The sequence below is a fragment of the Aeromonas sp. s11 genome (assembly GCF_040907945.1).
GTDB lineage: Bacteria > Pseudomonadota > Gammaproteobacteria > Enterobacterales > Aeromonadaceae > Aeromonas > Aeromonas veronii.
In genome coordinates this window covers 88,955-108,826 of sequence record NZ_JBFOCU010000027.1, presented here as the reverse complement: position 1 = coordinate 108,826, position 19,872 = coordinate 88,955, and the positions used below count along the sequence as shown (strand labels likewise).

Annotated in this window: 20 protein-coding genes and 1 tRNA gene; 11 read left to right on the top strand and 10 right to left on the bottom strand. The window is 59.8% G+C overall.

Translation table 11 applies throughout. The features are described 5' to 3' along the window. Nucleotides 1–180 precede the first annotated feature (180 nt). Nucleotides 181–257, top strand: a tRNA-Asp gene (locus AB5Y84_RS08505). 480 nt (nucleotides 258–737) lie between these two features. Here the strand turns inward: AB5Y84_RS08505 and AB5Y84_RS08500 are convergent. Both AB5Y84_RS08500 and fabR read right to left on the bottom strand, forming a co-directional pair. After that, nucleotides 738–1,103: a YijD family membrane protein gene (locus tag AB5Y84_RS08500; protein WP_005348493.1), complete on the bottom strand. Its 366-nt coding sequence runs from the start codon at nucleotides 1,101–1,103 to the stop codon at nucleotides 738–740. 19 nt (nucleotides 1,104–1,122) lie between these two features. Beyond that, nucleotides 1,123–1,743: an HTH-type transcriptional repressor FabR gene (gene fabR, locus AB5Y84_RS08495; RefSeq protein WP_005339921.1), complete on the bottom strand. Its 621-nt coding sequence runs from the start codon at nucleotides 1,741–1,743 to the stop codon at nucleotides 1,123–1,125. A 147-nt stretch (nucleotides 1,744–1,890) separates the two neighbouring features. Here fabR and AB5Y84_RS08490 point away from each other — a divergent pair, with 147 nt between their 5' ends. Then, nucleotides 1,891–3,009: a fatty acid desaturase gene (locus AB5Y84_RS08490; protein ID WP_368176760.1), complete on the top strand. Its 1,119-nt coding sequence runs from the start codon at nucleotides 1,891–1,893 to the stop codon at nucleotides 3,007–3,009. Between the two features lie 76 nt (nucleotides 3,010–3,085). Here AB5Y84_RS08490 and AB5Y84_RS08485 read toward each other — a convergent pair whose 3' ends face one another. Further along, nucleotides 3,086–3,241, bottom strand: coding sequence for a hypothetical protein (locus AB5Y84_RS08485; RefSeq protein ID WP_005348505.1), 156 nt, complete (start codon nucleotides 3,239–3,241; stop codon nucleotides 3,086–3,088). A 175-nt stretch (nucleotides 3,242–3,416) separates the two neighbouring features. On the opposite strand from AB5Y84_RS08485, the gene AB5Y84_RS08480 reads away from it, so the two are divergent. Further along, a complete protein-coding gene (locus AB5Y84_RS08480; RefSeq protein ID WP_005348507.1) occupies nucleotides 3,417–4,043 on the top strand; it encodes a lysoplasmalogenase in 627 nt (208 codons plus the stop codon). Between the two features lie 78 nt (nucleotides 4,044–4,121). Here the strand turns inward: AB5Y84_RS08480 and AB5Y84_RS08475 are convergent, their stop codons facing one another. Then, nucleotides 4,122–5,675: a DHA2 family efflux MFS transporter permease subunit gene (locus AB5Y84_RS08475; RefSeq protein WP_201947796.1), complete on the bottom strand. Its 1,554-nt coding sequence runs from the start codon at nucleotides 5,673–5,675 to the stop codon at nucleotides 4,122–4,124. After that, nucleotides 5,675–6,727, bottom strand: coding sequence for an HlyD family secretion protein (locus AB5Y84_RS08470; RefSeq protein ID WP_021231553.1), 1,053 nt, complete (start codon nucleotides 6,725–6,727; stop codon nucleotides 5,675–5,677). The genes AB5Y84_RS08475 and AB5Y84_RS08470 overlap by 1 nt, the downstream gene beginning before the upstream one ends. Before the next feature lie 96 nt (nucleotides 6,728–6,823). Between AB5Y84_RS08470 and AB5Y84_RS08465 the strand changes: the two genes are divergently transcribed. After that, nucleotides 6,824–7,726: a LysR family transcriptional regulator gene (locus AB5Y84_RS08465; protein ID WP_019444678.1), complete on the top strand. Its 903-nt coding sequence runs from the start codon at nucleotides 6,824–6,826 to the stop codon at nucleotides 7,724–7,726. A 9-nt stretch (nucleotides 7,727–7,735) separates the two neighbouring features. Further along, a complete protein-coding gene (locus AB5Y84_RS08460) occupies nucleotides 7,736–8,050 on the top strand; it encodes a DUF2007 domain-containing protein (RefSeq protein WP_005339933.1) in 315 nt (104 codons plus the stop codon). 11 nt (nucleotides 8,051–8,061) lie between these two features. Here AB5Y84_RS08460 and AB5Y84_RS08455 read toward each other — a convergent pair whose 3' ends face one another. Beyond that, a complete protein-coding gene (locus AB5Y84_RS08455) occupies nucleotides 8,062–9,345 on the bottom strand; it encodes a dicarboxylate/amino acid:cation symporter (RefSeq protein ID WP_368176759.1) in 1,284 nt (427 codons plus the stop codon). A 209-nt stretch (nucleotides 9,346–9,554) separates the two neighbouring features. On the opposite strand from AB5Y84_RS08455, the gene AB5Y84_RS08450 reads away from it, so the two are divergent. After that, entirely contained in the window at nucleotides 9,555–9,800 is a 246-nt protein-coding gene (locus AB5Y84_RS08450) for a YecH family metal-binding protein (protein WP_164537861.1), read from the top strand. Between the two features lie 99 nt (nucleotides 9,801–9,899). Beyond that, nucleotides 9,900–10,499, top strand: coding sequence for a YhgN family NAAT transporter (locus AB5Y84_RS08445; protein ID WP_139735873.1), 600 nt, complete (start codon nucleotides 9,900–9,902; stop codon nucleotides 10,497–10,499). Nucleotides 10,500–10,574: 75 nt separating this feature from the next. Here AB5Y84_RS08445 and AB5Y84_RS08440 read toward each other — a convergent pair whose 3' ends face one another. Continuing rightward, on the bottom strand, nucleotides 10,575–11,543 hold the full coding sequence (locus AB5Y84_RS08440) for a LysR family transcriptional regulator (RefSeq protein ID WP_005357635.1): 969 nt from the start codon (nucleotides 11,541–11,543) through the stop codon (nucleotides 10,575–10,577). Nucleotides 11,544–11,819: 276 nt separating this feature from the next. Here AB5Y84_RS08440 and tatA point away from each other — a divergent pair, with 276 nt between their 5' ends. From tatA to AB5Y84_RS08425, 3 genes are all read left to right on the top strand, one after another. After that, nucleotides 11,820–11,981, top strand: a complete 162-nt coding sequence (gene tatA / locus AB5Y84_RS08435; RefSeq protein WP_005339944.1) for a twin-arginine translocase TatA/TatE family subunit — start codon at nucleotides 11,820–11,822, stop codon at nucleotides 11,979–11,981. 16 nt (nucleotides 11,982–11,997) lie between these two features. Continuing rightward, nucleotides 11,998–12,300 (top strand): YfcZ/YiiS family protein, encoded by a 303-nt coding sequence (locus AB5Y84_RS08430; protein ID WP_005339945.1) that lies wholly within the window; start codon nucleotides 11,998–12,000, stop codon nucleotides 12,298–12,300. A gap of 229 nt (nucleotides 12,301–12,529) precedes the next feature. After that, complete coding sequence (locus AB5Y84_RS08425) at nucleotides 12,530–13,951, top strand: lytic transglycosylase F (protein ID WP_021231555.1); 1,422 nt, start codon at nucleotides 12,530–12,532, stop codon at nucleotides 13,949–13,951. On the opposite strand, the gene AB5Y84_RS08420 is transcribed toward AB5Y84_RS08425, so the two are convergent. Beyond that, on the bottom strand, nucleotides 13,929–14,105 hold the full coding sequence (locus AB5Y84_RS08420; RefSeq protein WP_005339947.1) for a hypothetical protein: 177 nt from the start codon (nucleotides 14,103–14,105) through the stop codon (nucleotides 13,929–13,931). The genes AB5Y84_RS08425 and AB5Y84_RS08420 overlap by 23 nt on opposite strands. A 73-nt stretch (nucleotides 14,106–14,178) precedes the next feature. Between AB5Y84_RS08420 and AB5Y84_RS08415 the strand changes: the two genes are divergently transcribed. Further along, on the top strand, nucleotides 14,179–15,432 hold the full coding sequence (locus AB5Y84_RS08415; RefSeq protein ID WP_368176758.1) for a phosphatidylserine/phosphatidylglycerophosphate/cardiolipin synthase family protein: 1,254 nt from the start codon (nucleotides 14,179–14,181) through the stop codon (nucleotides 15,430–15,432). Nucleotides 15,433–15,952: 520 nt separating this feature from the next. Here the strand turns inward: AB5Y84_RS08415 and AB5Y84_RS08410 are convergent. Further along, nucleotides 15,953–18,508 (bottom strand): TRAP transporter permease, encoded by a 2,556-nt coding sequence (locus tag AB5Y84_RS08410; RefSeq protein WP_139732151.1) that lies wholly within the window; start codon nucleotides 18,506–18,508, stop codon nucleotides 15,953–15,955. Nucleotides 18,509–18,611: 103 nt separating this feature from the next. Next, complete coding sequence (locus AB5Y84_RS08405; RefSeq protein ID WP_005339950.1) at nucleotides 18,612–19,583, bottom strand: TAXI family TRAP transporter solute-binding subunit; 972 nt, start codon at nucleotides 19,581–19,583, stop codon at nucleotides 18,612–18,614. Between the last annotated feature and the right edge of the window lie 289 nt (nucleotides 19,584–19,872).

Genomic DNA, 19,872 nt, shown 5'->3' with positions numbered 1-19,872 from the left:
TCCCATGCCGAACTCAGAAGTGAAACGCGGTAGCGCCGATGGTAGTGTGGCATTCGCCATGCGAGAGTAGGACACTGCCAGGCACCCAATTAAACGGTGATGTGAAGAATCACATCACTGGCTGCGAGGTTGACACCTCAAAAGAAGCAGCAGAAGATTTAGCGAAAGCTAACCGAATGCGGAGCGGTAGTTCAGTCGGTTAGAATACCGGCCTGTCACGCCGGGGGTCGCGGGTTCGAGTCCCGTCCGCTCCGCCACTAATTTGAAGGCCTTCCCGATGGGGAAGGCCTTTTTGCTATGGGCGTTCTTTACCCAGTGACCTCCAGATTTGCACACCAGAACGTGCGCCAAAGCCCGGCCCCATGACCGGGCTTTTGTATTTTTAGCGCGTTAAACCGCCAATATCTGGCTTTTCTCTGCCAAGTAAGAGTGCCAGATAGCGGGCTATTTCTACCATTTTCTGGCTATATCAGTGTCTTATCAGTTTCATTTACAGCCATCTGAATGACTCTACAGGGGGCCAAATCATGCTTCTGCTGCTTTCTGACTACAGGGCAGCTCCATATTGACCATCCTCTCTTCTATTTGCACATCGATCTTGAAGCCCAGCAGCTTGGCTAGGTTGGGAATACCGAGATTGCCGGATTAATCAGGTACCGTTCAAGCAAAGAGGCCTTCCCGACGGGAAGGCCTCTTTGCTTTATCTATCAACTGATTACCATCACTCGGTCGATTTATCAGCGCTTCTCTTTGTTGCCAATGCTCAGGCCGAGCTTGATGGAGAGGGCCGCCAGTAACAGCAGCATCATGATCAGGGAGAAGAAGTTGCTGCCAAGCTCCGGGTATTGCACCTTGAGCAGCGCGGAGTGGCCGAAGACACCGATAAAGAAGCAGAGCAGGGTGCAGATGGGGGTGTTACCCACCATGGGTTCATGACGATAGTGCTGGAACAGCTGATAGGCCGCCAGCCAGAGGGCAATCAGCGGAAAGAAGGAGAAAGGCACAACCGAGTTAGTCAGCACGGCCAGAGAGGCATCGCCACAGATACCAATCAGCATGGCCATGGCGAGCGGTTTTTTCGGGATCATAAGCTGTTCAGGCATGTCGTTCTCCATCCTGTGGTCATGGGTGAGGTTCACGGCGCTTCTGGTTTTGTACCTCGGCGCCCATGGCGATCATCCGCAGTTGGCGAATAGTGCGATCGGAGAGTGCACGGCACTCTTCGCTGGTCATGTCGAGTGCATCGGCACCGGCACTGAAGACGATGGTGACCATGGCTTCTGCCTGGATGTAGGCATCTTCCCGTGGTGCTTCTGTGGTGGCTTCCAGATAATCGGTCAGCTCTGCGATAAAGTGCTGGATTTCGCGAGCCACCGCCTGACGAAAGGCGGCCGAGGTGCCGGAGCGTTCCCGCAGCAGTAGCCGGAAGATGTTGGGGTTGTTCTCGACGAACTCCATAAAGGTCTGCACCGAGGTGCTGATGACACTGCCACCACCGGCAATGCGCTGGCGTGCCTGTCGCATCAGTTGGCGCAAGGTAAGACCTCCTTCGTCAACCAGGGTCAGGCCCAGCTCCTCCATATCGCGAAAGTGGCGATAGAAAGAGGTAGGAGCGATACCCGCTTCGCGAGCGACTTCCCGCAGGCTGAGATTGGAGAAACTCCGATTGGCGCACAGTTGGCTGAATGCAGCATCGATCAATGTACGCCGGGTTTTTTCTTTTTGTTGAGCGCGAATACCCACGAAATCAGTCACCTTCAGCTTAACGAGGACAAATGATAACCCGAAGGCGCCTCAGGATCAGGTTTGTATCCTACTTTTTTACCATTGACCGTGAGGAAATCACCATAGAAAATAGCTAACAGCTGTTCGCTGAAAGGATGCAATGAGATGGCCAGACCCCCCATTACTTTCACCAATACCCTGCTGTTCTCCCTCTCCGGGATAGTGGCGTTGATTGTCGTGCCCTGGTACGGCATGAGCCACGGTTACGATCTCTGGCAGTGGGCCAGTTTCCTGTTGTTGTTCTGCCTGAGTGGCCTATCCATCACCGCAGGCTATCACCGGCTCTGGTCGCACAAGGCCTACAAGGCGCACCCTACTTTGCAGTGGTTGTTTGCCATCGGCGGTGCGTTGGCGCTTCAGAATTCTGCCCTGCACTGGTCGGCCGATCACCGCCGTCACCATCGTCATGTGGATGACAACGATAAAGACCCCTACAGCGCGGGGCGCGGCTTCTGGTATTCCCACATCGGCTGGATGTTGCGGGAGCATCAAGGAGATCGCTATGGCGATTACAATAATGTGCGTGACCTGCAGAACAACCCGGTGGTCGCGTTTCAGCACCGTCACTATCTGACGCTGGCGCTGGCTGCCAATCTGGGGCTGCCGCTGCTGCTCGGCCTATGGCACGGGGATATGCTCGGCATGTTGCTGTTGGCGGGCGTACTGCGGATGGTGATGACTCACCACACCACCTTCTTCATCAATTCGCTGGCCCACATCTGGGGCAGTCAGCCCTATACCGACCGCAATACCGCTCGCGATAACGGCATCCTGGCTTTTTTCACCTTTGGCGAGGGGTACCACAACTTTCACCACCTGTTCGAGAATGACTACCGCAACGGCATTCACTGGTGGCAGTTCGATCCGACCAAGTGGTTGATTCGGCTCGCCTCCTGGTGTGGTCTGGCGGGGGATCTCAGATCCTCGCCGGAGGAGCGTATCGAACAAGCTCGACTGCATATGCAGCTGAAACGGGCACAAGCCAAGTTGCGCAAGCAGGAAGATCGCGAACTGTGGCAGGCGCTGCTGCAGGAGGAGTACGACAAGCTGAGCCAGCAGTTGCAACACTATTACGCCAGTCGCAAGCGGCTGCTGGAGCTGCGCAAGCGCAAGGCGCTGGCGCGCTATGACCGCCTCAAGCTGCAACTGGAGTACCGGGCCCTGCGTGACGGCTTCATCGCTGGTAAACGCAACTGGAGTCGTTTGCTGGCTGGTATTGCATGATGCCGTCCGGTTATCACAGAGACTAAAAGAGAAGACCGCCTGCTGGCGGTCTTCTCTATTTATGATTCAACTCAAGCTAGTTGGCTTGGCTCTGCTGTTGCTGCAACTGATCCAGTGCCTGTTGCTCCTGCTGGCTAAGACCCAGTTGTTCACAGGCCTGCTCAAAGCTGATCCCCAGATGGCACATCATGATATCGATGGCGGGCAGATAGTTTTTCATAGCTTCTTCCATGGTGATCCTCCAGACCCGTCACTTATGCCCTGAACCACTCGGGGCGGCAATTAGACTTTAGGCTTAGCCTGCCCATTTGATAAGCACCCCTGCCACTGGGGGAGGGAATTTGTTATCCTGCACCATGATAAAAACGGTTGCCGTATGACTGCGAGCAACAGGTGAGGAGCAGGGCATGTTATTGAGTTTCTTGATCATCGCTTCAGGTTGGTGGCACATCCGTGCGGCCTACGGTTCAGACAGCCGCCAGTTCTATATCAGCAAGCCTCTGACCATGCTGCTTATCATCGCGTTGGCGTTCGGCTACCAGAGTTATGACCACGATGGTTCCCACGCCTGGATCCTGCTCGGCCTTTGTCTCTCGCTGGCGGGCGATGTGCTGCTGATGCTGCCAAGCGATCGCTTCATTCAGGGGTTGGCGGCATTTCTTGTCGCGCATCTCTGCTATATCGTCGGTTTTGCTCAGGGGCCGTTGTTGCTCAATCTGGTGGATGGTTTGCTGCTGTTGCTGATCGCTGGCATGGTTTTTGGCCTGCTGTGGGGCAAGCTGGGGGAGATGCGGATCCCGGTCTTCTGCTACATGCTGGTGATCATTGGCATGGCCTGGGTGGCCGCCGGTGCCTGGCACGCCTCTCTCACTGCCGGTTCGGCCGCCGCTCTGGTGGGGGCGCTGATGTTCCTCTTCTCCGACAGCATGCTGGCGCTCGATCGCTTCCGCCGCCCCTTTCCCCACGCCCGCGCCTGGGTGATGAGCAGCTACTTCGCAGCGCAATTCCTGATTGCAGGGTCGCTGGCGGGATAACGTCTTCTGGTTGAGTGCAGGCAACAGATAACGAAAAACGGGCGCTTGCCCGTTTTTCGTTTTATGCCCTGCGGTTTTTCACGCCTCTAGCGGTTCGGCATCTGCTGCCCGTGGGGCGGGGGATTTGAGCAACAGCATCAGGCCGCTGGCGACCAGCAGGAAGATCCCCATGATGTAGAACACCTGGTTATAGGCCATGATGGCCGCTTCCCGGTTGATGGTGTTGGCGAGTATGGCGTGGGCTTGCTGCTGGGCAATCTCGGGGCCTGAACCCTGCGCCATCATGCTCTGGGCCAGCTGCAGCAGATAGTTTTGCCCCTCGATACTGCTGGCGGCCAGAGTGCTGCCAATCTGTAGCACATGGGTGCGGGTATCGTTGTCGAGCAGGGTCGCAATGATGGCGATACCGAACGCACCACCCAGGTTGCGCAGCACGTTGAGCAGAGTCGAGGAGGAGGGGATCTCGTCGTGGCTCAGGCTGGCGGTGGCGACCAGGGAGAGCGGCACCATGATGAAGGGCTGCCCCAGCGCCCGCACGATAAGCGACTGGATCAGCTGCGGCCCGGCGTAGTCGGCACTCATGTTGACGTTCATAAAGCAGCTGACGGCGAAGATCAGGAAGCCGAAGCTCACCAGATAGCGCGGGTCTATCTTGTGGGTCAGTTTGGGCACCAGTGGCAGCACCAGCAGTTGCGGCAGCCCCATCCACATCAGGACTTCGCCGATTTCCAGCGCGTTGTAGTTGTGGATCTGGGTCATGTAGAGCGGCAGCACATAGATGGAGCCCATCAACGCCATGCCGAGGATCAGATAGGCGAAGCAGGCCAGCGCGAAGCGCGGGTTGTGCAGCAGTCGCAGATTGACCAGCGGGTGACGGCGGATCAGCTGGCTGATGACAAAGAACACCAGCGCCACCGCCGAGATGACCGCCAGTCGCACGATGAAGCTTGAGCCGAACCAGTCTTCCCGGTTGCCCTCTTCCAGTACCACCTCCAGCAAGCCGAGGCCAAGCGCCATGGTGACAATCCCGATGAGATCCACCCGCTTGATCACGGCCCAGTCCACCGGTTTTTTATCCAGCCCGTGGGCCAGCATGGCCATCACCAGCAATCCTGGCGGCACGTTGAGATAGAAGATGTAGTGCCACGACATCTGCTCGGTGAGCCAGCCGCCGAGGGTTGGGCCGATGGCGGGGGCGAAGGTGGCGCAAAGGCCAAACAGCGCCATGCCGGTGGCCCGCTTCTGTAACGGCAACAGGGTGACGATGAGGGAGAAGGCCATCGGGATCAGCGCCCCGCCAGTGAAGCCTTGCAGCGCCCGGAAGACGATCATGCTGGTGAGGTTCCAGCTGAACGAGCAGAGCACGGAGGCAGCGATAAACGCACCGGTGGTCCAGAGCAGGTAGCGGCGCACACTCAGCCCCCGGCTCAGCCAGCCGCTCAGGGGGATGGCGATCATCTCCGCCACCAGATAGGAGGTGGAGATCCAGGAGCTTTCGCTCAGGGTGGCCGACAGGGCCCCCTGAATATCCTTCAGGGAGGCATTGGTGATCTGGATATCGAGGATGGCCATGAAGGCGCCGATAAGCCCCCCCATGACCGCGATCCAGTTGCGACGTGGAATGGGTTCCATCAGTTGGCAGCCACCACGGGCTCAGGAGTGCGGGTATCCACGATCACTTCGGTGGAGAGACCCGGCAGCAGCTTGCCTGCCAGCGGGCCTGGCTCGGGGATGCGGATCTTCACCGGTACCCGCTGCACGATTTTGGTGAAGTTGCCGGTGGCATTCTCCGGCGGCAGCAGAGCGAACTTGGCGCCGGTCGCCGGGGCCAGGCTGTCGATGATCCCCTCGACCGGTTGATCCGGGTAGGCATCGAGCACCACTTCGACCTTCTGGCCCGGCTGCATATGGGCGAGCTGGGTCTCCTTGAAGTTGGCCTCGACCCACACCTGCTGTAGCGGCACCAGGCTGGCGACCTGCATACCGGACTGGACGTAGAGCCCTTCCCGCAGGCTACGCTTGCCGATGATGCCATCGGCCGGTGCCCGCAGCTCGGTATAACCTAGCTCCAGCTTGGCCTGCTCCAGCTGTGCTTCGCTCAATGCCAGCTTGGCCAGATTCTGTTTGCGTTCGGCATCCAGTACCAGCAGTCGCTCACGGGCCGCCTGCAGGGCTGCTTGGGCCTCCCGGGCTTGCGCCTGATTGACCTGCAGGCCGGCACGCACCTCGTCCAGACTGTCTTGCGAGCTGTAGTGGCGCTGGTTGAGCTGACTGATCCGGTTGACCTGCTGGCTGGCGCGCAGCTGTTCGGCATTGGCGGAGGCGACCTTGGCCTCGGCTTGCTGGATCAGGCTCAGTTGTTGGGTGCGGGTGGCGGCCAGATTTTCGGCCGTCGCCTGATTGAGGCGCAGGTCGGCTTCGGCCTCCGCGACCCTGGTTTTGTATTCGCGATCATCGAGACGGGCGATCAGTTGGCCCGCTTTGACCGGCTGGTTGTCGGTGACCAGCACTTCGCGGATATAACCGGGCAGTTTGGAGCTGATCCCGGTCACTTCACTTTGCAGATAGGCGTTGTCGGTGCTTTCAAAATAGCGGCCGTGAAGATACCAGTAACCGGCGAACAGCAGACCGAGCAGCGCCAATATCATGGCTGCCAGCAGGGGAATTTTTTTGTGTTGACTCATTTTTGTGATTCCTGAACTTAAGGGGCGCAGGCTAACACTGGTCAACTGTTTCGATTAGTATTGGTTCACGAGATATACAGTTTCACTGGTGCAACAATGGATCTCAATGCCGCGTTAATTCTGGTGCGTATCGTCGACAAGGGCTCGTTTACGGGGGCTGCCCGCGAGCTGGGGATGACCAAGGCGATGGTCAGCCGCCGCATCGCCGAACTGGAACAGCGGCTCGGAGTGCGTCTGCTCTATCGCTCCACTCGTCAGCTCACTTTGACCGAGGAGGGGGAGAAGTACTACCTGCACTGCAGCAAGGCGGTCGATGCCCTGACCGAAGCCGAGCTGATGCTGAGCGCCAGCCAGCAGGAGGTGACCGGCACCCTCAAACTGGCGGTGCCTATCGAGACGGGGCAACTGGTGGTTGGGCGCTTGGTCGCCAAGTTTTTGCAGGCCTATCCCGCCCTGCAGGTGGAGCTGGAGCTGACCAACCGGGTGGTGGACCCCATCAGTGAAGGGTTGGATGCGGTGGTGCGGATTGGCGACATGAGTGACTCCAATCTGGCGGCGCGCCGACTCTGGAGCACCGGGCGGCTGCTCTGTGCCAGCCCGGACTATCTGGCCCGCAGCCCGGTCATCGAGCGGCCGGAGGATCTGGCCAACCACGAGCGGGTGACGGTGAGCAGCGGGTTTCTCGCCTCTCACTGGTGCTTCGAACTGGATGGCAGAGAGGTGCTGGTTGACCCCCCATCCCGTTTTCGGGTCAATAATATTACCTGTGCCCGGGAGGCTGCGAAGGCGGGGCTGGGGTTGGCCTCGTTACCCGCTATGCTCTGTCAGGATGAGCTGGCCAGCGGCGAGCTGGTGATCCTGCTGCCAGAGTGGCAGCAACCCAGGGTGCCGATTTATTTGCTGTTTCCGGAGCGGCAACTGATGCCGCGCAAGTTGCGGGCATTCATCGATTTCATGATTGAGAACGGCGCCGAGTTTGGCATCGACAAGTTGTTGTAAGGGGGAGCTATGGATAACTGGATCAATCTCTATCGCGCCTCACACACCCTGGAGGCGCACGCGTTGAAAGGGGCGCTGGAGGCGGAAGGGGTGCTGGTGCGCCTCAATGGCGAGGGGCTGTCGGGCGCCCTTGGCGAGCTGCCGGTCGACATGTTGCAGGTGACCCTGATGGTGCGGGCCGAGGATCGCAGCAAGGCAGGACGGGTCATCGAGCGTTACCAGCAGCGTCAGGGTAACGGCTGGCTGTGCGGCCAGTGCGGGGAGGAGAACGGCGCCAACTTCGACGTCTGCTGGCGCTGTCATCACGATCCCCACGACAGCTGATCTTTCTCCCGCTAGCGCGGCGGGAACTCGATATCTTCCCCTGCGCTGGCATCGTGATAGGTCGCCAGATCCAGCTCGTTTTCGCTGCGGGCGATCAGCACCGACACCAGAATATCCCCCGATACGTTGACCGTGGTGCGCGCCATGTCGAGGATCCGGTCAATGCCTGCAATCAGTGCCACCCCTTCCAGTGGCAAGCCCACCGCCGTCAGGGTCAGGGTCAGCAGCATCAACCCGGTGCCCGGGGTGCCTGCGGTGCCGATACTGGCCAGGGTGGCGATGCTGATGATGGTCAGATAATCGACCATGTGCAGCTCTACCCCGAATGCCTGAGCTACGAACAGCGCAGTCACTCCCTGATAGAGGGCGGTGCCATCCATGTTGATGGTGGCGCCGATGGGCAGCACCTTGGCGGTGATGGCGGGGGAGACTCCCAGCCGCTTCTCGGCGCATGCCAGACTGATGGGCAGGGTGGAGTTGCTGGAGCTGCTGGTAAACGCAACCGCCTGGGCGTCAACGATGCTCTTGAAGTAGTGCAGCGGATTGAGCCGTGCCAGCAGGAGCAGCAGGGTGCTGTAGACCCCGAGCACGTGCAGCAGACAGCCGAGGTAGACGGCGCCGATCACCTTGAGCAGCGGCAGCAGCAGGTCGAGACCGTACTTGCCGGTCATCCAGGCCATCAGGGCACAGACACCGTAAGGGGCAAGCGCCATCACCATCTGGGTCAGCTTGAACATCCCCTCTGCCAGCGAGGTGAAGAAGAGGATGGCGGGGCGGCCACTGCGACCGCTGGCATTGAGGGCGACCGCCAGCGCCACCGCAAAGACGATCACTTGCAGGATCTTGCCATCCACCATCGCCTGTACCGGGTTGCTCGGCACCAGATGGCTCAGCACGCTGGCCAGGGTGGGTGGTTCCGACATACCGATCCGCTCATAGGGGCCCATGTCGGCACCCATGCCGGGCTCCAGCAGCCAGCCCATCATCAGGCCGATGCAGATGGCGATGGCGGTCGAGCAGAAGTATAGGCAGATCGCCTTGCTGCCGATGCGATCGAGAGCCTTGCCCTTGAGCAGCGAGGTGAGACCGGCGATGACCGAGCAGAAAATGAGGGGCACCATCAGCATCTGGATGGTGTTGACGAACAGGACGCCAAGGGGCTTGAGCAGCAGGGCTTGCTCTTCAAAGCCGACGCCCAGACCCACCCCTGTCAGCATGCCGATCAGGGTCTTGAGCCAGAGTGGTCGGCGGGTCCAGATCTGCCAGGGCTTGAGAGCCTCTCCATGGAACAGCATGACGCCAATATCCTTATACATTGTCTGCGATGGCCAAAAAGGGGCGCCAGTGTAGCGATCCCTGACGCGGGTTGCCACATTATCGACAAAGCGGTGGCGGTGACCACTCCCCTGACCAGGAAATGCGCAATTTATTGGCCTATATCAAGATCCCTCCGGGCGGGGAGAGATTTAATTGGCATTAAATATGTTAATTATTGAGGTGAGAGATGTCGCAATCGGTTCATGGTCACGAAGTGATGAAAATGATGTTGGCACAAGGGGGGCAATTTACCCGTGCCAGCCTGAAACAGGCGATGGCCGAGCGGTTCGGTGCCGAGGCCCGTTTTCATACCTGTAGTGCCAACGAGATGGATGCGGAGGCGCTGATCGACTTTCTGGCTGCCCGCGGCAAATTCATCGACTCCGCCGAGGGTTTCCAGACCCGCGCCGACAAGATCTGCAACCACGGTTAATCCCGCTGCGAGCGCATCATGGCGCTCGCTCAATTCTTCGCCCTTTGCTATATTTCGCCCCCTCTCTTTTCCCTATTCAGGGCGTAGCCCGGGCGTTGTATGGATACTTTCTCTGCCGCAGTCATGCTGTTTCTGATCATGGACCCGCTGGGCAACCTGCCGGTCTTCCTCTCTATCCTGCGTCATATCGATCCCAAGCGACGTCGCAAGGTGATGATCCGCGAGCTGCTCTTCTCGCTGGCCATCATGATGCTGTTCCTGTTCGTCGGTCAGCAGATCCTCGGCTTCCTCAACCTGCGGCAGGAGGCGGTCAGCATTGCGGGGGGCATTATCCTGTTCCTGATCGCCATCAAGATGATCTTCCCGAGTGAAGGTGGCGTGACCGGGCTGGCGGCGGGCGAGGAGCCCTTCCTGGTGCCGATGGCGATCCCGATGATCGCCGGTCCGTCGATCCTCGCCTCTTTGATGCTGCTGGCCAATCAGGAGCCGACCCGGATGGTGGACTGGTCGCTGGCACTCTTTCTGGCCTGGGCTGCCAGTGCGGTGATCCTGATGTTCTACGAGGTATTCAACAAGCTGCTGGGTGAGCGGGGACTCACTGCGGTGGAGCGGCTGATGGGCATGCTGCTGGTGATGATCTCGGTCCAGATGTTGCTGGACGGGGTACATCACTATCTGGCAGTGACCGGCCAGGGCTGAGCGGTTTACATCTTGAAGTGAATGAAACGGGGCTTCGCAGAGCCCCGTTTTTTGTGCCGCCGAGAAGGCGTGCCGTCACCCGTGAGTGGTCGCTGCAGGTTCCAGTTTGCTCATGATGAGGGACAGCAGCAGCTCCCGCAGCCAGCGGTGGCCCGGATCCTCGCTGTGACGCTGATGCCAGATGAGCAGATGGGAGATGCTGTCCAACCCGATGGGCAGCGGCAACTGCAACAGCGGATAGACCTGGGTGGCGTGGCGAGCGTAGAGCCTGGAGAGCGTCACTATCATGTCGGAGTGCATCCCCATCCGCAGCGCCGCCTCGAAGGAGGGCACGGTTGCCTCGATACGCCGGTAGAGATCCTGCTCTGCCAGCTTGTGATCCAGCATCCAGCGGTCCCGCCCCTCGCAGTAAGTCTGCACATGGGGATAACTGAGGTAGTGCTCCAGATTCCAGTTGGGCTCTCGCAGCGCGGGGTGGTGCTGCTGCACCAGACAGGTGAGATCATCGACCGCCAGCACTCGCTGACAGATGCTGTCGGGCAGGGTATCGAGCCGATAATCGGAGCTGATGCAGTTCTCTCGCACCGCGAAGGCGATGTCCACCTGTCCCTGACTCATCTCGGTCAGACTGTTCTCGGTCCACTCCTCGTAACGCAAGCGGATCCGTGGTGCCTGCCGCTTCAGCTCGCTCAGGTAGAGCGGGGCAAACAGGGTGAAGGCGCTGTCCATGCTGGCGATAACGAACTCCCGCTCCGAGCTGGCGGGGTCGAACTCGGGCGGCTGGATCAGGTTATCCAGCGACAGCAAGATGGGTTGCAACTGTTGTTGCAGCGCAAGGGCTCGGCCGGTGGGTTCCAGGCCGTAGGCGGAGCGGATGAAGAGGGGATCATTGAAGGTATCGCGCAGACGGCCGAGGGCTTTACTGACCGCGGACTGGCTCAGATGAAGGCGGCGTGCCGCCTTGCTGCCGTTGCGCTCTTCCAGCAGTACCTGCAGGATAATCAGCAAATTGAGGTCGATGCGACCCAGTTGTTCCAGCAGCATGATATGAATCCTCTTCAATTCTAAGATGAATTTATACCATTTGTTTTCATATCTTGGCGATCTTATCCTCGAATGGTCTCAGGTTCGCATGAACCACTGGTACAGGATGTAGCGGTTGAGGGGACATGTAGCACAATCAATATGGCGACCTCAGGGTCGCCCTATTTTTTGGCTATGATTTATTTGCTCACTTGCACCTGCCTTGATTTTGCCCAACAATCCCTGCGCTCTATTTTGATACAAGTAACAGATATCTCTTTGTGAGGGAGTATCCCTATGGGACTCGGTGGAATTCATATCTGGCATATGCTGATCCTCTTGCTGGTCGTTGTGCTGGTCTTCGGCAGCAAGCGTCTTGCCAGTGCAGGTGAGGATCTGGGTACCGCCATCAAAGATTTTCGCAAGGCGATGCGTGACGACGCAAATCATCCGAAATAAGCAGTAGGAGTAGAAAATGTCTGTAGACGAGAAAGTTGAACTGAACGAAACCTGTGACAGCTGTGGCTGTTTTGCCGAGATCGGCACCATCATCGGCGAAGGCGACGATGTGATGGATCTGGTGATTGAAGCCGCTGCCGAGGCTGATGCCCGCGCCAAGCTGGCTGCCTATGAAGCACTGGCCAAACAGGTCACTGCCGAAGCTCAAGTGAGCAGCGAACTGACCCAGGGCGCCAACGGCGTGATCCTGAAAGCCCGCCTGCAATTCACCTGCACCGCCGAAAAACTGATTTTCGAAATGCGGGCCCGCTCTATCTGAGTTGTCTGATAACGCGGCAGGTTTGCCTGCCGTGTTGACCCTTCTGCTGTGGGTCGGCGTTCTATAGTTACTCTATCCCACAGACGTTTTTGCCCGGCGCGAGTCGGCCAACAGAAGGCGCAAACATCATGACGCAGCGATGGATCTCTGCCCCCAATCCCACCCTCTATCGTGATCCGTGCTGCCAACAGGCAGCAGGTGTGACGTCAGCACAGGGGCAGCCATCGTGATGCGACGCTGGATCTGGGCGCTGCTGGCCCTCTGCTGTTTTCCCCTGCTGGCGGCTGAACTCAAGCCACAGCGTCTGCCCCAACCCGGGGACCTCGAAAGCATTCTGCAAAAGCGCGAACTCAGGGCTCTGGTGGTCTATGAGCGCGGCTTCTACTTTCTCGATCGCGGCGCCCAGTACGGCATTCTGGTCAATCAGCTGCAAGGGTTCGAACGCTGGCTGAACAAGACCTATCTCGCCAAAGAGAAGGTCAAACTCAAGGTGGTCTACATCCCGGTGCGCCAAGACAAGCTGCTGGACTATCTGACTGAGGGGCGTGGCGATCTGGTGGCGGCGACCATGACGGTGACCCCGACCCGGCGTGAACAGGTGGCCTTCTCCCGGCCGCTCATTTCATCCATCGAGGAGTGGGTGGTGAGCCAGCAGAGCCTGCCCGCCTTCAGCCGCATTACCCAGCTCTCCGGCAGGCGGGTCTGGGTGCGCGCCAGCTCCAGCTACTACGAGAGTCTGCGCCAGCTCAACTGGCTGTTTCGCGAGCTGGGGCTGCCCCCCGTCTATATCGAGACGGTGCCCGAATACCTGCAGGATGGCGATCTGCTGGAGATGGTGGCTGCCGGCATTATTCCCCTGACGGTGACTGACAGCTACAAGGGGCGGATCTGGCTGGGTGGCATGATCTCCGGCCTCAAGGCCCACAAGCTGATCCCCCTGCGCAGCAACGGCACCAGTGCCTGGGCGCTGCGCAAGAACAGCCCCGAGCTGCTCAAGGCGGTCAATGGCTATCTGGCGAGCGTCAGCCGCAACAGCCTCTACAGCGACATGACCCTGCGCCGCTTGCTGGTTCGCAGTGATCAGATGAGCAATATCCTGGCGCCGGATCCCATGGGGCGCCTCGCGACCATTCGCAAGGTGCTGGAGAAGTACGCCAATCAATACGATCTCGACTGGCTGATGCTGGCGGCGCTTGGTTACAAGGAGTCCGGCCTCAATCCCAAGGCGCGTTCGCCCAAGGGGGCCGTGGGCCTCATGCAGCTGCTGCCCAGTACGGGGCGGGAGGTCGGCATCAACGGCGCCAGACTCACCACGCTGGAGGGAAATGTGGAGGCCGCCTGTCGCTACATGCGGTTGATCCTCGATACCTACTTCAATGATCCCAAGCTGGATCGGCTCAATCGCCACCTGTTTGCCCTCGCCGCCTACAACGCCGGGCCGAACCGGGTGCAGGCGCTGCGAGGCAAGGCGGAGAAGCTGGGGCTCGATCCCAACGTCTGGTTCGGCAACGTGGATCAGCTGGTGGCCAACGAAGTCGGACAGGGGCCGATCAACTATGTCGGCACCATCTACAAGTACTACGTGGCCTATCGTTTCAGCCTGCCCCAGATCGAGGGCAAGGCTGCCGCTATCGAAGCGGCTCAGCCCTGAGCCGGTTGACCGGCAGGGTCGCCTGCACGGTCGGCAATTGCCAGCCACCGTCCCTGTGTTGCAAAAACCAGTGAGCAGGGCCGGTGGCCGGGATGAGATCTGGCTGGCTGAGCTGGCCCAGATAGCGCAACATCGGGGTATCATGCAGTTCCATCAGCAACTCCTTTTGAATATGTGAAGAGGCTCGCCAGCGTTATGACACCCGGCCATGACAGCAGGATGACACCATGATCCCCGGATCCTTTGCCCTGATCGACGATCCCCTGCTGGCGCTCAAGGTGCGCTGCCACTGGATCCGTCATGCCCGCGAGCGGATCCAGGCGCAGTACTACAGCTGGGAAGAGGACAGCAGCGGCAAGCTGCTGCTGAGCGAGCTGCTCCACGCCGCTCGGCGCGGCGTCAAGGTGCAGCTGCTGGTGGATGATCTCTATGCCGGTGATAACCGCTTTCTGGAGATGGTGGCTCACTACCCGGGGATCGAGGTACGGCTGTTCAACCCCTTCTGGCTGCGGGGCTGGCGCCCGCTGGCACTGCTGCTGGAGGGGTTGCTCAGCTTTCGCCGCATCAACCACCGGATGCATAACAAACTGCTGCTGGTGGATGGCAAGCTGGCGCTGATCGGCGGGCGCAACATAGGCGATCGTTACTTCGGTCTGGATCCGCAAGCCCCCTTTGTGGATCTCGATCTCGCCTGTCAGGGGGGGCTGTGCCAGCAGATGGCACAGGGGTTCGAGCAGTTCTGGCACAGCCGCTGGAGTCACCCAATCCGCCATCTGCTGCGCCGCGAGCTGCTGCCCGCCGAAATAGAGGTGGTCAACGACTTCTTGTGCACCATGACGGATCCGGCGGTGGCGACGGTCTACGATCTGCCTGCGGCGTTGTTTGACGAGCGCGATTTGCCGCTGCAATGGCATGAGGGGCGGGCCGAGGTGTGGTTCGACCGTCCCGGCAAGGGGCTTATCTCCCGTCCCACCACTGCCCGTCAGCTCTGGCGGCAGCTGGCTGACAATCCCGGCTCGCTGGGGTTGGTGACCCCTTACCTCATCCTTACTCGCGGGTTTCGGCACCGTCTGGCGCGGCTGCGTCAGCAGGGGGTCGCCATCGACATTCTCACCAACTCGCTGGCCAGCACCGATGTGCCGCTGGTCTATGGCGCCTACCAACGCTATCTCGGCTGGTTGCTGCGGCGCGGGATCCGGGTCGCCGAGTTTGACCACGGCCACGGCAGCCTGCACGCCAAGCTGATCCTGCTGGGGCAGGATCGGGCTCTGTTTGGCAGCCTCAACCTCGATCCCCGCTCGCTGTTTCTCAATACCGAACTGATGTTGCATCTGCACTGCCCGCCGATCTGCGAGGCGCTGCGAACGTGGCTGGCTCGCTGGCAGGAGCAGGCGGGTGGATTGCCGCGCAAACCCGAGGGGTGGTCAAGGCGGCTGGTGGCCCGCCTGAGCGACTGGTTGCCACTGCGGCGTTGGCTGTGAGGTGGCCATTTTTTGTGCGAGATCTCGCAAAGCCTTGTAAGCCATTGCTGATGCCCTTTGCGGGTGAATAACCATGCATGAATCTATCTTACTGTTTTATAACAATTTAGCGGTGATGATAAGGCTGTTTTTTGTACTCTGATGTGAATGGAATTAGCATAAAAACGTTTTTTATTTTGTTTTTATGCGTAATATTTCAGTTGCAAGGACAAACACGGCGGCTTGTCTGCCGTGTGGACGAAGGTTGTAACGGGTAGCTGGCCAGTTGCATCGCTGCAATTGGCGCGCACTTCAGATGGGTCGCGAACTATCGGAAAGTGAAACAGAGACCCGGCGCGGCCGGACTCCAATATGGAACATGCTATTTGCGAGGGGGTGACATGGACATGTCACCCCACTTTTTTGGCCGCTCGCTACCGTTTACCCTTTCCATGACTGTCGCTCATCGCAAGAGCCGCAGAGGGCAAGGCAATAAAAAGAGGGCCGCAATAGCGGCCCTCTGTCTCATCTGCCCGGTGGATTAACCAGCCTTGACGCTGCGGCGACGCTGCAGCCAGACGATCGCCCCGAACAGCAGGAAGCCCGGGATCCACATCCACTCCTTGGTCCAGCGCTCGGTCGGCGCCTTGACGGTGAGGATCTCCTGATCGAACTCCAGTCCCATGGTGGCGGCCGGGCTGCCAAAGGCGACGTTGTCGATCAGCGTCTTGCCATCCTGCTCATAGAGGCTCAGCCCCAGATTGGCCAGCCGCTCTTCGCCATTTGCCCCATCCGGTACGGCGACCAGCAGGGTGAACTTGCGTGGCTTGCCCACTGCATCTTCACCGAGGATCCGCAGCCGCAGGGTGCTCTCCGCCTCCACTTCACCCATGGTTTGGGCCAGCTGGGCAGGCGGGGTCTCGCGATAGGGGTCGTGCACCATGTCCATCCAGAAACCCGGGCGGAACAGGGTAAAGGCGACCAGCAACAGCAGCACGTTCTCGTACCAGCGGCTCTTCACCAGGAACCAGCCCTGAGTGGCGGCGGCGAAGATCAGCATGGCGATGGTCGCCACGATGAAGATCAGCACCCCGTGGGCGAAGTCCACGTCGATCAGCAGCAGATCGGTGTTGAAGATAAACAGGAACGGCAGCGCCGCGGTACGCAGGCTGTAGTAAAACGCCGTGATCCCGGTCTTGATGGGATCGCCCTTGGAGACAGCGGCAGCCGCGAAGGAAGCCAGTCCCACCGGCGGGGTCACATCCGCCATGATGCCGAAGTAGAAGACGAACAGGTGCACCGCGATCAGCGGCACGATCAGCCCGTTTTGCTGCCCCAGCGTCACCACCACTGGCGCCAGCAGGCTGGAGACGACGATGTAGTTGGCAGTAGTGGGCAGCCCCATGCCGAGGATCAGGCTCAGCAGGGCGGTGAGCAGCAGCATCAGCAGCAGGTTGCCCATGGAGAGGAACTCCACCAGATCCGCCAGCACCAGACCGACCCCGGTCTGGGAGACCGCACCCACGATAATCCCCGCGGTGGCGGTGGCAATGCCGATACCGATCATGTTGCGGGCACCGGCAACCAGCCCTTCCCGCAGATCCACCACGCCATCAGCGACGGTGCCGTAGTCGTGCTTGCCGTCCTTGCGCAGCCAGTTGAGCAGCGGGCGCTGGGTCAGCAGGATGATCACCAGCATCACGGTACCCCAGAAGGCCGACAGCCCCGGCGAGAGGCGTTCCACCATCAGGCACCACACCAGTACTACCACCGGCAGCAGGAAGTGCAGGCCGGAGAGCAGCACGGCGCGGGTGTTGGGCAGCTCGGTGAGCGGCTTGTCGGGATCTTCGGCAGGCAGCGGTTCATTGCTGGCGGCGATCTTCAACAGAGCCACATAGGTGGCAGCCAGCAGTACCGAGATCCCCGGCAGGGCGTAGTCACCCAGTGCAGGTTTGAGCCAGCCGAGGCCATAGTAGACCGCCAGTGACAGGCCGCTGATGAGGGCCGCGCCAAAGGCAAAACCGGTCAGGCGACGCAGCCAGGGTTTGGGTTGATGGTTGCCGATGGGCTGCATGCCCAGTTTCAACGCCTCCAGATGGACGATGTAGAGCAGCGCTATGTAGGAGATGGCGGCAGGCAGGAAGGCGTGCTTGATGATCTCCACATAGGGGATGCCCACATACTCCACCATCAGGAAGGCGGCTGCCCCCATCACCGGCGGCATGATCTGGCCGTTGACCGAGGAGGCCACTTCCACCGCCCCCGCTTTCTCTGAACTGAAGCCCACTTTCTTCATCATCGGGATGGTGAAGGTGCCGGTGGTCACCACGTTGGCAATCGACGAGCCGGAAATCAGACCGGTCAGGCCGGAGGCGACCACTGCTGCCTTGGCCGGGCCGCCGCGCAGGTGTCCGAGCAGGCTGAAGGCGAGCTGGATAAAGTAGTGACCGGCACCGGCCCGCTCCAGCAGGGCGCCGAACAGCACGAACAGGAACACGAAGCTGGTGGAGACGCCAAGGGCAATGCCGAACACCCCTTCGGTGGTGATCCACTGATGGTTGGCCAGCGCGGTAAAGCCTACTCCGCGGTGTGCCAGCAGTCCCGGCATCCAGGGGCCCGCCAGGCTGTAGACCAGAAAGACGATGGCGATGACCGCCAGTGCCGGCCCCAGGGCGCGGCGCGCCGCTTCCAGCAGCAGCGGAATGCCGATGCAGGCGGTCACCAGATCTGCGGTGGTGAGGGTGCCGGGGCGCAGCGCCAGTGCTTCATACATCACAAACAGGTAAGAGGCGGCGCCAGCAGCGATCAGACCGAGAGCGATATCGCCGAGGGGAACCCGATCCCGTGGCGAGGAGCGAAATGCCGGGAACACCAGAAAAGCCAGCAACAGAGCAAAGGTGAGGTGAATGGAGCGGGTTTCGGTGTCATTGAGTACGCCAAACCCCACCATGAAGGGGAGTGGCGAGGCGATCCAGAGCTGGAACAGGGACCAGGCCAGCGCCAGTGCTGTGATGAGCCAGCCCATGATGCCCAGCGGCAGGCGAGCGCCCACATCCTGGGCGATCAGTTCCTCGGTAGAGAGTTGTTTATCTTGCATAGGGTTAACTTGTGCCAACGAGTACAACAAGAGCGACACCCGCCCCCGCAATCAGGCGGCAGACGGGTGTCGAAGAGAGTGACAAAGGCCCCGGGGCCTTTAATCAGAGCCAGCCGCGCTCTTTGTAGTAGCGGGCAGCCCCTTCATGCAGCGGTGCAGAGAGACCCACCTTGATCATGTCGGCCTCTTTCAGGTCGGCAAAGGCAGGGTGCAGGCGCTTGAAGCGATCCAGGTTGTCGAACACCGACTTGACCAGCTGATAGACCACTTCCGGATCGGTTTTGGCGCTGGTGGAGAGCACCGCTTTGCCACCGATGGAGGGGGTCGGCTTATCGCTGCCCTTGTAGATGCCGCCCGGGATCTCGGCCTTGCTGTAGTAGCTCTTCTCGGCCAGCAGCTTGTCGATGTCGGCGCCGGTCACAGGTACCAGTACTGCATCTGTGGTGGTGGAGGCTTCCTGAATGGCACCGTTCGGGTGACCGACGAAGTAGCTCATGGCGTCGATGTTGTTGTCACCGAGGGCGGAGGCCTGTTCGGCCGGTTTCAGCTCGGAGACCAGACCGAAGTCACCCTTCTTCCAGCCTTTGACCGCCATGATCTCTTCCATGGTGTCACGCTGGCCGGAGCCCGGGTTGCCGATGTTGACGCGCTTGCCCTTCAGATCGTCGAAGCTGGCGATCTTGGCATCGCGGCGAGCCAGGATGGTGAACACCTCGCTCTGCAGGGAGAAGACGGCGCGCATATCGTCCATGGCCCCTTCGGCCTGGAACGGCGGCAGCCCCTTCATCGCCTTGAACTGGTGGTCGGATTGCATGATGCCGAAGTTGAATTCACCGCTGCGGATGCCGTTGACGTTGGCAACACCGCCGCCACTGGCCGGGGCGTTGCACTTGATCTGGTGATCGGCGGCGCCGCGATTGAGGAAGCGGCAGATGGACTGGCCAGCGACATAGTAGACGCCGGTCTGACCGCCGGTGCCTATGGTCACGAAGCGCTCCTGCGCTTGTACCGGACCACCGAATGAAACACCGACCAGAGCCGCCGACAGGGCGCATGCCAAAGTTAATCCTTTCATTTTTTCTCCCTTTTCTTTGATTTTGTTTATCCGATCCCCGGATAAATTGATGGCAGTCCCGTTCTGCGCCGGGCTTGCCCGCTCTTCTCGTTGCGCGAAAGCGGGGGAGTTGATTCCCCCCCTTTTCCGGCAGTCACCCTCATCCTGTGGTGAGGCTACCGACCTCCTGTCGGTCGAAGATAAATTGGCCCCTGAGGGGCCAAATAAAAAGTTGCAAGCACTCCGATTAAGCACATTCACCCAACATAAATCAAACGAAATGGCAAAATAGCGGAGTTAAATCTTGAGA

Bases quoted from the DNA above. Each gene is read 5' to 3' on its own strand.
- AB5Y84_RS08450 (WP_164537861.1), top strand. From the start codon at position 9,555: ATGTCGCAATCGGTTCATGGTCACGAAGTGATGAAAATGATGTTGGCA.
- AB5Y84_RS08470 (WP_021231553.1), bottom strand. From the start codon at position 6,727: ATGAGTCAACACAAAAAAATTCCCCTGCTGGCAGCCATGATATTGGCG.
- AB5Y84_RS08460 (WP_005339933.1), top strand. From the start codon at position 7,736: ATGGATAACTGGATCAATCTCTATCGCGCCTCACACACCCTGGAGGCG.
- AB5Y84_RS08445 (WP_139735873.1), top strand. From the start codon at position 9,900: ATGGATACTTTCTCTGCCGCAGTCATGCTGTTTCTGATCATGGACCCG.
- AB5Y84_RS08500 (WP_005348493.1), bottom strand. From the start codon at position 1,103: ATGCCTGAACAGCTTATGATCCCGAAAAAACCGCTCGCCATGGCCATG.
- AB5Y84_RS08480 (WP_005348507.1), top strand. From the start codon at position 3,417: ATGTTATTGAGTTTCTTGATCATCGCTTCAGGTTGGTGGCACATCCGT.
- AB5Y84_RS08440 (WP_005357635.1), bottom strand. From the start codon at position 11,543: ATGCTGCTGGAACAACTGGGTCGCATCGACCTCAATTTGCTGATTATC.
- AB5Y84_RS08475 (WP_201947796.1), bottom strand. From the start codon at position 5,675: ATGGAACCCATTCCACGTCGCAACTGGATCGCGGTCATGGGGGGGCTT.
- AB5Y84_RS08490 (WP_368176760.1), top strand. From the start codon at position 1,891: ATGGCCAGACCCCCCATTACTTTCACCAATACCCTGCTGTTCTCCCTC.
- AB5Y84_RS08425 (WP_021231555.1), top strand. From the start codon at position 12,530: ATGCGACGCTGGATCTGGGCGCTGCTGGCCCTCTGCTGTTTTCCCCTG.
- AB5Y84_RS08415 (WP_368176758.1), top strand. From the start codon at position 14,179: ATGATCCCCGGATCCTTTGCCCTGATCGACGATCCCCTGCTGGCGCTC.
- AB5Y84_RS08485 (WP_005348505.1), bottom strand. From the start codon at position 3,241: ATGGAAGAAGCTATGAAAAACTATCTGCCCGCCATCGATATCATGATG.
- AB5Y84_RS08430 (WP_005339945.1), top strand. From the start codon at position 11,998: ATGTCTGTAGACGAGAAAGTTGAACTGAACGAAACCTGTGACAGCTGT.
- AB5Y84_RS08465 (WP_019444678.1), top strand. From the start codon at position 6,824: ATGGATCTCAATGCCGCGTTAATTCTGGTGCGTATCGTCGACAAGGGC.
- AB5Y84_RS08455 (WP_368176759.1), bottom strand. From the start codon at position 9,345: ATGCTGTTCCATGGAGAGGCTCTCAAGCCCTGGCAGATCTGGACCCGC.
- AB5Y84_RS08420 (WP_005339947.1), bottom strand. From the start codon at position 14,105: ATGGAACTGCATGATACCCCGATGTTGCGCTATCTGGGCCAGCTCAGC.
- AB5Y84_RS08410 (WP_139732151.1), bottom strand. From the start codon at position 18,508: ATGCAAGATAAACAACTCTCTACCGAGGAACTGATCGCCCAGGATGTG.
- AB5Y84_RS08405 (WP_005339950.1), bottom strand. From the start codon at position 19,583: ATGAAAGGATTAACTTTGGCATGCGCCCTGTCGGCGGCTCTGGTCGGT.
- tatA (WP_005339944.1), top strand. From the start codon at position 11,820: ATGGGACTCGGTGGAATTCATATCTGGCATATGCTGATCCTCTTGCTG.